Source organism: Pseudactinotalea sp. HY158 (genome assembly GCF_009660225.1).
Lineage (GTDB): Bacteria > Actinomycetota > Actinomycetes > Actinomycetales > Beutenbergiaceae > HY158.
Genome location: NZ_CP045920.1, coordinates 445,031 through 457,025, shown reverse-complemented (window position 1 = coordinate 457,025; position 11,995 = coordinate 445,031). Strand labels below are relative to the sequence as shown.

Annotated in this window: 10 protein-coding genes; 2 read left to right on the top strand and 8 right to left on the bottom strand. The window is 72.0% G+C overall.

What is annotated here, in order from left to right:
- Window positions 1-7: 7 nt before the first annotated feature.
- The 7 genes from folP to dacB form a co-directional block, all read right to left on the bottom strand.
- Complete coding sequence (gene folP / locus GCE65_RS01970) at window positions 8-838, bottom strand: dihydropteroate synthase (RefSeq protein WP_370460169.1); 831 nt, start codon at window positions 836-838, stop codon at window positions 8-10.
- 21 nt (window positions 839-859) lie between these two features.
- Complete coding sequence (gene folE, locus GCE65_RS01965; protein WP_152817206.1) at window positions 860-1,435, bottom strand: GTP cyclohydrolase I FolE; 576 nt, start codon at window positions 1,433-1,435, stop codon at window positions 860-862.
- Window positions 1,432-3,504: an ATP-dependent zinc metalloprotease FtsH gene (gene ftsH, locus GCE65_RS01960; protein WP_152817205.1), complete on the bottom strand. Its 2,073-nt coding sequence runs from the start codon at window positions 3,502-3,504 to the stop codon at window positions 1,432-1,434. The genes folE and ftsH overlap by 4 nt, the downstream gene beginning before the upstream one ends.
- A 124-nt stretch (window positions 3,505-3,628) precedes the next feature.
- Window positions 3,629-4,177 carry a hypoxanthine phosphoribosyltransferase gene (gene hpt / locus GCE65_RS01955; protein WP_228760065.1) on the bottom strand — a complete coding sequence of 183 codons (549 nt, stop codon included), beginning with the start codon at window positions 4,175-4,177 and terminating at the stop codon, window positions 3,629-3,631.
- A gap of 4 nt (window positions 4,178-4,181) precedes the next feature.
- Window positions 4,182-5,363: a tRNA lysidine(34) synthetase TilS gene (gene tilS / locus GCE65_RS01950; RefSeq protein WP_153877186.1), complete on the bottom strand. Its 1,182-nt coding sequence runs from the start codon at window positions 5,361-5,363 to the stop codon at window positions 4,182-4,184.
- Between the two features lie 3 nt (window positions 5,364-5,366).
- Window positions 5,367-6,407 carry a zinc-dependent metalloprotease gene (locus tag GCE65_RS01945; protein ID WP_153877185.1) on the bottom strand — a complete coding sequence of 347 codons (1,041 nt, stop codon included), beginning with the start codon at window positions 6,405-6,407 and terminating at the stop codon, window positions 5,367-5,369.
- The gene (gene dacB, locus GCE65_RS01940; protein WP_194928782.1) at window positions 6,404-7,762 is read right to left on the bottom strand and encodes a D-alanyl-D-alanine carboxypeptidase/D-alanyl-D-alanine-endopeptidase; all 1,359 of its coding nucleotides are present in this window, start codon (window positions 7,760-7,762) and stop codon (window positions 6,404-6,406) included. The genes GCE65_RS01945 and dacB overlap by 4 nt, the downstream gene beginning before the upstream one ends.
- Before the next feature lie 140 nt (window positions 7,763-7,902).
- Here dacB and GCE65_RS01935 point away from each other — a divergent pair, with 140 nt between their 5' ends.
- Entirely contained in the window at window positions 7,903-8,391 is a 489-nt protein-coding gene (locus GCE65_RS01935; RefSeq protein WP_153879122.1) for an inorganic diphosphatase, read from the top strand.
- Window positions 8,392-8,618: 227 nt separating this feature from the next.
- Here GCE65_RS01935 and GCE65_RS01930 read toward each other — a convergent pair whose 3' ends face one another.
- Window positions 8,619-10,022 (bottom strand): NlpC/P60 family protein, encoded by a 1,404-nt coding sequence (locus GCE65_RS01930; RefSeq protein WP_153877183.1) that lies wholly within the window; start codon window positions 10,020-10,022, stop codon window positions 8,619-8,621.
- 538 nt (window positions 10,023-10,560) lie between these two features.
- Between GCE65_RS01930 and GCE65_RS01925 the strand changes: the two genes are divergently transcribed.
- Entirely contained in the window at window positions 10,561-11,901 is a 1,341-nt protein-coding gene (locus GCE65_RS01925; protein WP_153877182.1) for a bifunctional o-acetylhomoserine/o-acetylserine sulfhydrylase, read from the top strand.
- Window positions 11,902-11,995 lie beyond the last annotated feature (94 nt).

Here is an 11,995-nt window from a genome sequence, read left to right as displayed (position 1 = left end):
CCGCTCCTCACGCGATCGACCCGTCCTTCGCCCTGCGCAACGCCCCGGCGACCCGGATCGCGTCGACGGAGGCGCTCACTTCATGCACCCGCACCCCCCATACTCCCCGCTCCGCCATGAGGGCGGTGACCGCGGCGGTGGCCCGATCGCGGAACAGCGGGAGGGACTCGGCCCCGTCGTGCGCGAGCAGCTCCCCCAGGAAGCGCTTGCGGGAGGCCCCGATGAGCACCTCGTGACCGAGAGCGGTGAGCTCCTCGATGTGGGCGAGCAGCTGCCAGTTCGCGGCGGCGTCCTTGGCGAACCCGAGGCCCGGGTCCAGCACGATCCGGTCCGGGTCCACGCCCGCGGCGCGGAAGACGGCGACCTGGGCGAGCAGCTCGGCGCTCACCTCCGCCACGACGTCGCGGTACCGGCCGAGGGAGTTCATCACGTCGGAGTGCCCGCGCCAGTGGCTCAGCACGTATCGGCAGCCGCGCTCGGCGATGAGGGCCGGCATCTGCGGATCCGCCCGGCCGCCCGAGACGTCGTTGATGAGCTCGGCTCCGGCGTCGAGCGCCGCGGCGGCGACCTCGGTGCGCATCGTGTCGACGCTCACGCGCGCCCCCTCGGCGGCCAGCTCCGCCACGACCGGGATGATCCGATGCAGTTCCTCGGCGACCGGCACCCGGGCCGCGCCGGGCCGGGTCGACTCCCCGCCGACGTCGACGAGGTCGGCGCCCTGGGCGAGGAGGTGACGGGCGTGGGCCACCGCGACCTCGTGGTCAAGCCATTGCCCGCCGTCGCTGAAGGAATCGGGGGTGACGTTGACCACGCCCATCACCTGCGTGCGTGCATTCACGGGGGCCAGCCTAGGCGAGCCTCAGCCCTGGTGAATCAGGCTGAGGACCTCGGCGCGCGTGGTCGTGTCGCGCATCTGGCCGCGGACCGCGGAGGTGACGGTGCGGGCGCCGCCCTTACGCACGCCGCGCATCGACATGCACAGGTGCACGCAGTCCATCACCACGATGACCCCGGAGGCGTCCACGAGTTCCACGAGGGCATCGGCGATCTCGCCGGTGAGTCGCTCCTGCACCTGCGGCCGGCGGGCGAACACGTCGACGAGGCGGGCGACCTTGCTCAGGCCCGTCACCCGGCCGCTCGCCGAGGGGATGTACCCCACGTGCGCGACGCCGTGGAAGGGCAGGAGATGGTGCTCACAGGTGGAGAACACCTCGATGTCGCGCACGAGCACGATCTCCTCGTGGCCGAGGTCGAAGAACGTGCGGACCACGTCCGCGGGATCTTGGCCGATCCCCGAGAACAGCTCCCGGTAGGCGCGGGCCACGCGCGCGGGGGTGTCGAGCAGGCCGGGCCGGTCGGGATCCTCGCCGACCGCGATGAGGAACTCCCGGACCGCCGCCGCCGCCCGCTCCTCGTCGTAGTGCGGGCTCGTCATTCCTGCCCCTGGTCCTCGTCCGGGTGGGGCGGGGTGAGCCCGCCGCCGCCCGGGTGGGGCGCCTGGGGTGAGGGCGGCCGCTGGGTCGGTTCGTCGATCTCGCCGGCCGCGGCGGCCTCGTCCTGCGGCAGCATCGGCGCGTCCCCGGCGGCGATCTCCTTTGAGGAGCGCACCGGCGGAATGTCCGAGACCCCGCGGCTCTGGCTGGAGAGCCACACCGGTCGGGCATCGCGCTTGACGATCGGTGCGAACACCTCGGCCAGTTCCTGCTCGTTGAGGGTCTCCCGCTCGAGCAGCTCGAGCGCGAGGTCGTCGAGCACGGCCCGGTAGGTCGTGAGGATCTCCCACGCCTCGTCGTGCGCGGACTCGATGAGCCGCCGGCTCTCCTCGTCGACCAGCCCGGCGATCTCCTCGGAGTACTCGCGCTGATGCCCCATGTCGCGGCCGAGGAAGACCTCGCCGTCGGCCTGGCCGAGCCGGATCGCGCCGACCCGTTCGCTCATGCCGTATTCCTTGATCATCTTGCGGGCGGTGGCCGTGGCCTTCTCGATGTCGTTCGACGCACCCGTGGTGGGGTCGTGGAAGACGAGCTCCTCGGCGACCCGCCCGCCCATCGCGTAGGCGAGCTGGTCGAGCAGCTCGTTGCGGGTGACCGAGTACTTGTCCTCCGCGGGCATGACCATCGTGTAGCCGAGGGCGCGCCCGCGGGGCAGGATCGTCACCTTGGTCACCGGGTCGGTGTAGCGCAGCGCCGCGGCCACGAGGGCGTGCCCGCCCTCGTGATAGGCCGTGATCTTGCGTTCCTTCTCGTTCATCACGCGGGTCTTCTTCTGCGGCCCGGCGATCACCCGGTCGATGGCCTCGTCCAGGTCGCCGTTGCTCACGACCGGCCGGCCCGAGCGCGCGGTGAGGATCGCGGCCTCGTTGAGCACGTTCGCGAGATCCGCCCCGGTGAATCCCGGGGTCCGCTTGGCCACGGTGTGCATGTCCACGTCCGGGGCCATCGGCTTGCCCTTGGCGTGCACGGCCAGGATCGCCTCGCGGCCCTTGAGGTCGGGGGCCTCGACCGCGACCTGTCGGTCGAATCGGCCCGGCCGCAGCAGCGCCGGGTCGAGGATGTCCGGGCGGTTCGTGGCGGCGATCATGATGACGTTCGTCGTCGCGTCGAAGCCGTCCATCTCGACGAGCATCTGGTTGAGGGTCTGCTCGCGCTCGTCGTGGCCGCCGCCGAGCCCGGCGCCGCGGTGGCGCCCGACCGCGTCGATCTCGTCGATGAAGATGATCGCCGGGGCGTTCGCCTTCGCCTGCTCGAACAGGTCGCGCACGCGCGAGGCCCCGACGCCGACGAACATCTCCACGAAGTCCGAACCGGAGATGGAGTAGAACGGGGCCCCGGCCTCGCCCGCGACCGCCCGGGCGAGCAGGGTCTTCCCGGTGCCCGGCGGGCCGTAGAGCAGCACCCCCTTGGGCACCTTGGCGCCGACGGCCTGGAACCGCGCGGGCTCGGTGAGGAACTCCTTGATCTCGCCGAGTTCCTCGACCGCCTCCTCGACGCCCGCCACGTCGGCGAACGTGGCCGTCGGCGTCTCCTTCGACACCTGCTTGGCCTTCGACTTGCCGAAGTTCATCATCTTCGAGTTGCCGCCCTGCATGCGGCTCATGAGGAACCAGAACACCCCGACCAGCAGCAGCACGGAGAGCATGGTCATGAGCAGCGAGGACCACCACGGCGACTGCGGCACCACGGAGTTGTAGCCCTTGGGCGGATCGGCCTTGGTCACGGCCTCGACCACGGCCGGGCCCTGCGGCGCCGTGTAGTAGAACCGGACGAGCTTGCCCTTGTCCTCGCCGCCGACCTTGAAGTCCTTGGTCAGGGTGAGGTCGACCCGCTGATAACCATCGGTCATCTCGACCTGCTCGACCGTGTCCCCGGCGAGCAGCTCGAGCCCAGCGGACGTGTCGATCTCCTGGGGGCTGCCGCCGCCGAGGAGTCGCATGCCGAAGTAGACGACCACGAGCACGACGACGATCCAGATGATCGATCCGCGGAGCAATTTCTTGGAGTTCATATCCTGGTGGGGTCGCCCCCATCCCTCCTGGTGATGGTTCTCTCGAGGGTGACGGTATCCGAACGGGCGCCCGGGCGCCGCATGCGTTCGCCCAGGGCACGTGCCCCGGCCCGGCCGGAACCGCTCATGCGCTGTACACGTGCGGGGCGAGCGAGGCCAGGAACGGGAGGTTGCGGTACTTCTCGTCCCAGTCCAGCCCGTATCCGACCACGAACTCGCCGGGGATGTCGAAGCCGACGTACTTCACGTCCACGTTCGCCTGGAGCGCCTCCGGCTTGCGCAGGAGCGCCGCGATCTCGAGGCTGGCCGGGTTGCGCGAGCGCAGGTTCGAGGCGAGCCACGACAGCGTGAGCCCGGAGTCGATGATGTCCTCGACGATGAGCACATGGCGTCCGTGCAGGTCGGTGTCGAGGTCCTTGAGGATCCGCACGACTCCCGAGGAGCGGGTGCCGGAACCGTAGGAGGAGACCGCCATCCAGTCCATCCGGACCCGGGTGTGCAGCTTGCGCGAGAGGTCCGCCATGACCATGACCGCGCCCTTGAGCACGCCGATGAGCAGCAGGTCCTCCCCCTCGTAGTCCGCGTCGATCCGGGCGGCCAGCTCGGTCAGCCGCTCCGCGATCTGTTCCTCGGTGAGGAGAATCCGGTCGAAGTCCTCGTTGCTCGCGTGCACGCGGTCATTCTCCTGCGGTTCGATGAGTGGGTCGATGGGCGGCTCGGGCGCTGCGGCGCCGTTCGGTCGGCCGCACCAGGCTAAGCCTGCCATATCCGCGCGAGACCTCGACTCCGCCCGGCACCACGATGGGTCCCTGCCCATGCCAGTCGGCGATCAGCCCCGTCACCGCGAGCACGTGCACGTGGCCGAGCGCCCCCGCCGGCGCCCCGGCGTGCAGCAGCAGTCCCCGCAGGACCCGCCCGAGGACCGCCGCCGGCAGGTGCTCCAATGCCTCGATCGCCACGGCGAGCGCATGGACGACGTCCCCCGCCTCTCCCCGGGCGGAACCGCGGGCCGTTCCCGGCTCAACCGGCTCAACCTGCTCACCCGGCTCACTCTGCTCATCCGGCTCGCCCTCGAGCAGTCCGGCAAGCACGTCGGCCGCGAGCCGGTCGAGGTGGTCGGCGTCCTGCCCGGCGATGGTGGCGGTGCGGGCCAGCGCCGACACCGGGTCCTGGCCGAGCGCCGCCGCGAGCGCGGGCAGGACCCGAGCCCGCACGGCCGCCCGCGGCAGCGCCGTCCCGGCCGCCGTGCGCCAGGGGCCGTCGGGATCGTTCGTCGGGTCGTGCCACACGTCCAGGCCGAGGTCGCGGCAGGCGCGCTCGGTCTGCGCGCGCCGCACCCCGAGCAGGGGCCGCCACAGCCGGCCCCGGACCGCGGCCATGCCGGCGAGCGCCCGGGTCCCGGATCCGCGGGCGAGGGCGAGCAGCACCGTCTCGGCCTGATCCTCCATCGTGTGGCCGAGCAGGACGGCGCGCGCGCCCGACTCGGCGCGGGCGTCGGCGAGGGCGCGCAGCCGGCGGTTGCGGGCCTCCCCCTCCGGCCCGGCAGAGCCGGCTGAGTCGGCGGCCCGGTACACGAGCACCGGGTCGAGGCCGAGGGCGCGCCCCTGCTCGGCCACCCGGGCGGCCTGGGCGGCGCTGCCGGGTTGCAGGGCGTGGTCCACGGTGACGAGCCCGGCGCGCAGGCCGAGCCGCGGCGCACAGAACGCGAGCTGGGCCGCGAGCGCGAGGGAGTCCGCTCCGCCCGAGCAGGCCGCGAGCACGAGATCTCCGCGCTCGAGCGCGCCGGCGGTGAGCCGTTCGACGAGCAGGGAGCGCACGCCGGTGCGGACGGCGGCCGTCGCGGGGTCGAGGGCCGGCATCGCTCAGCCGTGCACCCGCCGCACCCACGTCCGGGGTGCGGCCACTTCCGCGGCGGTGGGCAGGTACTCGGCCCCGGTGAACACGGCGTTGAATCCGTCGTGGCCGACCCGGCGGGTCACGGCCCGCACGAACGCGGCCCCGGCGCGGTACTGCTCGAGCTTGGCGTCCATCCCGAGGAGGCGACGCACCACCCGATCGACCCGGCCCGGCCGGTCGCGGCGACGGTTGAAGACTCGCCGGATCCGCGCCACCGTGGGCACCACCCCGGGGCCGACCGCGTCCATCACGACGTCGGCATGCCCCTCGAGCAGGCTCATGACCGCCATGACCTCCGCCATGCGTTCCTCCTCCTCGGCCGTCAGGACCGCGCCGAGCAGCGCCCCTCCCGAGGAGGGGGTCGCAGGCCGCTCCCGCAGGAGATCGGGCAGGGAGCGCAGCAGGTCGCCGAGCCGGTCGGAGGGGTCGTGGGCCATCGACGACACGAGCTCGTTCATCGCGGTGCCGAGGTGGTCGGCGAGCCAGGGCGCGGCGGCGAACTGCACGGCGTGGGTCTGTTCGTGCAGGCACACCCACAGGCCGAAGTCGCTCTCGTCGACCCCGAGGGCGCGATGGACCTGCACGATGTTCGGGGCCACGACGAACAGGCGCCGGGTGAACGGGTCGAACTGGCCGAGGACCCGGGTGCTGAGCAGCGCGAGCGCCGCCCCGATCTCGGCACCGGCGGCGCCGCGCCCGAGCGCGGAGACCGGCGGCAGCTCGGCGGTGAGCGCGGTGGAGAACGACTCGATGTTGGCGCCCGCCCAGCGGGGCCGGTCCACGATGAGCCGGTCGAAGCCGGTGGCGGCGGCCGCGGCACCGGTCAGCCCGGTCACGTCGGCCACGTGCTCCGGTGCGGCGGCCGCGTGGGCGCGCAGCCGGGCCACGATCCCGACGAGCTCGGTCCGGTCCACGGCGGGCCCGGCCGGGGCGAGGGCGGTGGCGACGGCGCGGGCGCGGTGCCAGTCCACCGGACCGGTCTTCGGGCCGGTGTTCGGGCCCGTCACAGCCGTGTCATCTCGGTGAAGAAGTCGTCGATCGCGGCGCGGGTCGGATCGAGGCCACCGCTCACCTCATCGGCCATGGCCACCACGACGAGCACCCGGTCCGCGGCGGTGTGCACGAGTCCGGCCATGGTCACGGTGGCGCGCAGGCTACCGGTCTTCGCGGCGACGAGGCCGGCTGCGGGCCCGCCCGTGAACCGCGCGGAGAGCGTTCCCTCGAGGCCTGCGACCGGCAGGCCCCGGATGGCGGCCAGCAGCTGGGGATGCTGCGGGGAGGCAGCGAGCCGCAGGGTCTGGGCGAGCGCGGTCGGGGTGATCTGGTTGGCGGAGGAGAGCCCGGAGGAGTCCGAGAGCTCGACCCCGGCGGTGTCCACCCCGAGGCCGGTGAGCTGGGCGAGGACGGCGGTGCCCGCGCCCGCGAAGCTCGGTTCCGCACCGGTCTCGGTCGCGACGAGGCGCCCGAGGCCCTCGGCGAGGATGTTCTCCGACACGATGAGGGTGTGGGCCACGATGTCGGCGAGCGGGGCCGATCGGACCGAGCCGAGTTCGTCGCCGCCCGCGGCCCGGCCCGTCACGGGTTCGGACTCCTGGGTGATCCCGGCGTCGGCCAGCGCCGAGGCGAACGCGGTCAGGGCGTCGGCACCGGGATCCCCCGAACGCCTCGCGCCGTCCGTCCGCTGTCCCATGTCGACGGCGATCGGGGCCATGGGCATCGCCCATCCCCCGGCGAGATCGGTCTCGTCCCAGCGCGGCGCGAGCCGGGGGCCGGTCCAGCGGCTCTCGTCGAGCACGACTCGGGAGACGGAGCTGCGCCCGTTCTCCCGGAGCGCGGCCGCGACCTCGTCGGCCAGGTCGGCGAGCCCGGCGTGCCCGATGACCTCGTCGGGATCGCCCGCACCGGCGGCGAGCGTCAGGTCGCCCCCGGCCACGAGCGTGATCGCATCCGGGTCCTCGGCCGATCCGCTCACGACCGATGTGGTGAATCGATAGCCGGGCCCGGCCGCCTGCAGGGCCGCGACGGCGGTGAGGACCTTCGTGGTCGAGGCCGGCACGCGGGCCTCGGCCGCCTCGTGGGCGCCGATCACGTCGCCGCTGAGCAGATCCATGACGAGGACCCCGGCGGCCCCGACCCGGGCGTCCCCCACGAAGGACCCGATGGCCGCATCGACGTCGGCGGGCGCGGGTCCGGCCGCGGTGGGGTCCAGTTCGAGCAGCTTGACCTGCTGGGGGGCTCCCGGGCTCACCGACGGAAACGGGGCGGGGTCGGGCCACGGCTCGGTTAGAGTGAGCGGTCCGGGCACGATGTCGTAGACGTCGGCAGTGACGTATCCCCCGCCGAGGAGGACCGCGATCAGCACGATCGGGATCCAGGTTCGGGGGCGACGGCGTCGCGTACGGGGACTTCCTGCCATAGCAGTTCAGTATCCCTTACGGCCTGGAGTGGGATTGACCTGTACCTCATGTGGATGAGGCACACAGCTACTCGGGAGAGGTAACCGTGGACTTCGACGTCACCATCGAGATCCCCAAGGGACAGCGCAACAAGTACGAGGTGGATCACGAGACCGGCCGCATCCGGCTCGATCGGATGCTCTTCACCTCCACCCGGTACCCGGACGACTACGGGTTCATCGACGGCACTCTCGGGGAGGACGGCGACCCGCTCGACGCCCTCGTGCTGCTCGAGGAGCCCACGTTCCCCGGCTGCCTCATCCGCTGCCGCGCCCTCGGGATGTTCCGGATGCGCGACGAGGCCGGCGGCGACGACAAGGTGCTCTGCGTGCCCAAGGGCGACCAGCGCGCCTCCTGGCGCAACGACATCGACGACGTGTCGGAGTTCCACCGGCTGGAGATCCAGCACTTCTTCGAGGTCTACAAGGAGCTCGAGCCCGGCAAGTCCGTCGAGGGCGCGCACTGGGTCGGCCGCGAGGACGCCGAGGCGGAGATCATGCGCTCGTTCGAGCGGGCCAAGACGGCCGGCTACTGAACCGGCTGCTCGTCTCCCCAGCTGCTCCCGCACAACCGATCCAACCGGCTCGTCAACCGGCCGCAATCGGCCGCAATCGGCCGCAATCGGCACTGCGCGAATAAGGGGCCGGTCACCTTCCCCGGGTGACCGGCCCCTTATTCGTTCGACGAGCCCTTGTTCGTTCGCCGACCACCGCCGGCCCGTGGGACCGACCGGGCTCACCGGGCGCACTCAGCCGCCCCCTGTTAGAAACGCACCGCCTGCGGCAGCACGTTCGTCCAGTACATCGGCACGAGCTCGACGGTCTTCCCGGCGGACGGGGCGTGCAGCCGCATCCCGTTCCCGGCGTAGATCGCCACGTGATAGATCCCGGAGGGGCCGCTGCTGCTGTAGAAGAACAGGTCCCCCGGCTTCATCTGGTCGACCGGCACGTGCGTGCCCGCGTAGTACTGCGACCGGGAGGTGCGCGGCAGGTTGATCCCGGCCCGCTTGAAGGCCTGCATCGTCAGGCCCGAGCAGTCGTAGGAGTTCGGGCCCGCGGCGCCGTAGACGTAGGGCTTGCCGATCTGGGTCTTGGCCCATTCGAGCGCGACCTGGCCGGCGCCCGAGGGTGCGGGCGGCTTCGGATCCGGCTTCGGCTCCGGATCCGGCTTCGGGGTGGGCTTCGGGCTGGGTTTCGGACTGGGCTTGGCCGACGGCGTCGGGTCCGGCTTCGGTGCGACGCTCGGGCGCGGATCGGGCGCGGTCGTGGGCGGGGCGGTGGTGGGCGGCGCGGTCGTGGGCCGTTCCGACGCGGAGGTGTCGCCCGGGTCGCTCGGGCCGGCCGATCCGTTGGTCGACGTCTCGGACGGCCCCGGGTTCCGCGCGGCATCCTCGATCGCGGCCCGGGCCGCGGCGTTCTCACGCTCCCGACGCTCGGCGTCGAGGGCATCCTGACGCTCCCGCTCCATCGCCACGGAGGTGTTCCGCAGGTCCGCCAGCTGGTGGATCAGCTCGTCGCGGCGCTGCTGCGACGCGGCGACGGCCGACTCGGCGGCCTGCGCACTCGCCGCCGCCTCGGCGTCGGCCTCGGCCAGCGCCGCGGTGGCGACCTGCTGCTCCGCCACGGCCTCGTCCGCGTTCTCGCGGGCGTGGCTCGCAACGACCTCGGCGGCCTCCATCCGCTGCAGGGCGCCCTCGGCGCTCGTGCCGAGCACGCTGAACGTGTTCGCGGAATTGATGGCGTCGGTGATGCCGTCGGCCTCGAGGAACATGCTCAGCTGGGAGAAGCTGCCGCCGTTGCGGTAGGCCGACATCGCGATCGCGGCGACCGCGGCGCGCGCCTCGTCCCGTTCCGCGTTGGCGGCGGTGAGCGCCTCCTGCGCCTCGGCGGCCGCGGACTCGGCCTGGTCGAGTTCGACGGTGGCGTCGTTGAAGTCCTCGGCGGCGATCTGGGACTGGAGCGTCGCCCGGTCCAACTCGGCCGAGTTGGTGGCCAGTTCCACCTCGAGTTCGGCGACCTGGCGGCTCGTGTCCTCCGCCTGTTCGTTCACGGCGGCGATGTCGTCATCGCTGGGAGCCGCCGTCGCCGGGGGAAGGATGATCATGGCCGCCACCAGCCCGCCACCGGCGATGACCGCCGAGCGGCCGAGCCACCGTCGCTTCTTCACACGCGCACCTTCCATCGACTTCGCCGGGCCGCGGGGAATCGCCCGGCTTCTCGTCACCCTCCGGCGCGGCGCGTTGACTTCGTCGACGACTCTCCCGCCAGGGTCACCCGCGCCACCCTACTGAACTTTCGCAACGAAGTGAACACCCGCCTCTACACCCACATACGTTTCTTCCTTCGCTTTCATCACACGAGTCACATCTGCCACTCCGATCACGCTGGTCACGGCCGTCGAGCGAGCCGCACCGGTCGGACCGCGCGGACCGCAGGAGCCGCACGGCCGCAGGGGCCGGGTGTCCGCATCGTGGACCCCCCTGTGCTCACGGGCACGAGCGGCCTATCGTGGTCGTCATGTTCCTTCGAATGTGCCGCTGACGCGCACGTTCGCCCTGCCCCGAGAACTTCAGTTCTGGCCAGACGGCCTGAAGTCACCGGGGTCGCGCCGCACGGCGTGCGCACCGCCATCACCCCCACAGGGATGACTGGTTCCGCGCTGCGTCGGGCCGTACCATCCCGCCGATCACTGGAGAGCTAGCCCGATGAGTACCACCTGGAACTTCGAGACCCGACAGGTCCACGCCGGCCAGACCGCCGATGAGACCACCGGCTCCCGCGCCCTGCCGATCTACCAGACCACCTCGTTCGTGTTCAAGGACACCGACGAGGCCGCGGCCCGCTTCGCGTTGAGCGACCTCGGCCCGATCTACACCCGGATCACCAACCCGACCACGGCCGTCGTCGAGGAGCGCGTCGCCTCCCTCGAGGGCGGGGTCGGCGCACTCCTCGTCGCGTCCGGACAGTCCGCCGAGTTCGTCGCGATCCTCAACATCGCCGAGGCGGGCGACCACGTCGTCGCCTCCCCCTCCCTCTACGGCGGCGCCTACAACCTGCTCCACCACACCCTGCCCAAGCTCGGCATCGAGGTCACCTTCGTCGAGGACCCCGACGACCCGCAGTCCTGGCAGGCCGCGATCCGGCCCAACACGAAGCTGTTCTACGGCGAGTCGATCCCCAACCCCAAGGGTGACATCCTCGACATCGAGGCCGTCGCCGCGGTCGCCCACTCCTTCGGCGTCCCCCTCGTCGTGGACAACACGGTGGCGACCCCCTACCTGCTGCGCCCGCTCGAGTGGGGGGCCGACGTCGTCATCCATTCGGCGACCAAGTTCCTCGGCGGGCACGGCAACTCGATCGCCGGGGTGATCGTCGACGGCGGGTCCTTCGACTACGCCCAGCACCCCGAGCGCTTCCCCGGATTCAACACCCCCGACGCCAGCTACCACGGCCTCACCTACGCCAAGGATCTGGGCGTCGGCGGCCCGTTCGGGGCGAACCTCTCCTACATCCTCAAGGCCCGCGTGCAGCTGCTCCGCGACCTCGGCCCGGCCGCGAGCCCGTTCAACGCGTTCCTCATCGCCCAGGGCATCGAGACCCTCTCGCTGCGCCTCGAGCGCCACATCGAGAACACCCACAAGGTGGCCGAGTTCCTCGACGGGCACGCGCAGGTGCTCTCGATCAACTGGGCCTCGCTGCCGTCGAGCCCGTACTACGAGCTCGCGCGCAAGTACACCCCCCAGGGCGCGGGCGCGGTCATCTCCTTCGAGATCGCCGGCGGGCTCGCGGCGGGCAAGGCCTTCGTCGACGCACTCCAGCTGCACTCCCTCGTCGCGAACATCGGCGACGTGCGCTCGCTCGTCATCCACCCGGCCTCGACCACGCACAGCCAGCTCACCCCCGAGGAGCAGGCGGCGAGCAGCGTCACACCGGGCTTGGTCCGGTTGTCTGTCGGAATCGAGCACATCGGGGATATCCTCGACGACTTGACCCTCGGATTCGCCGCGGCCGCCGCCGTGACCACCGAATCCGCGGCCACCGTCTGAGGACCGATGCGAGGTGAGCTCCGTGACCATCCGTTCCGAAGGCGACCCTGCGCGGCGGCCCGCCGCGACGGGCCGGCCGCATCCCGTGCGGCTG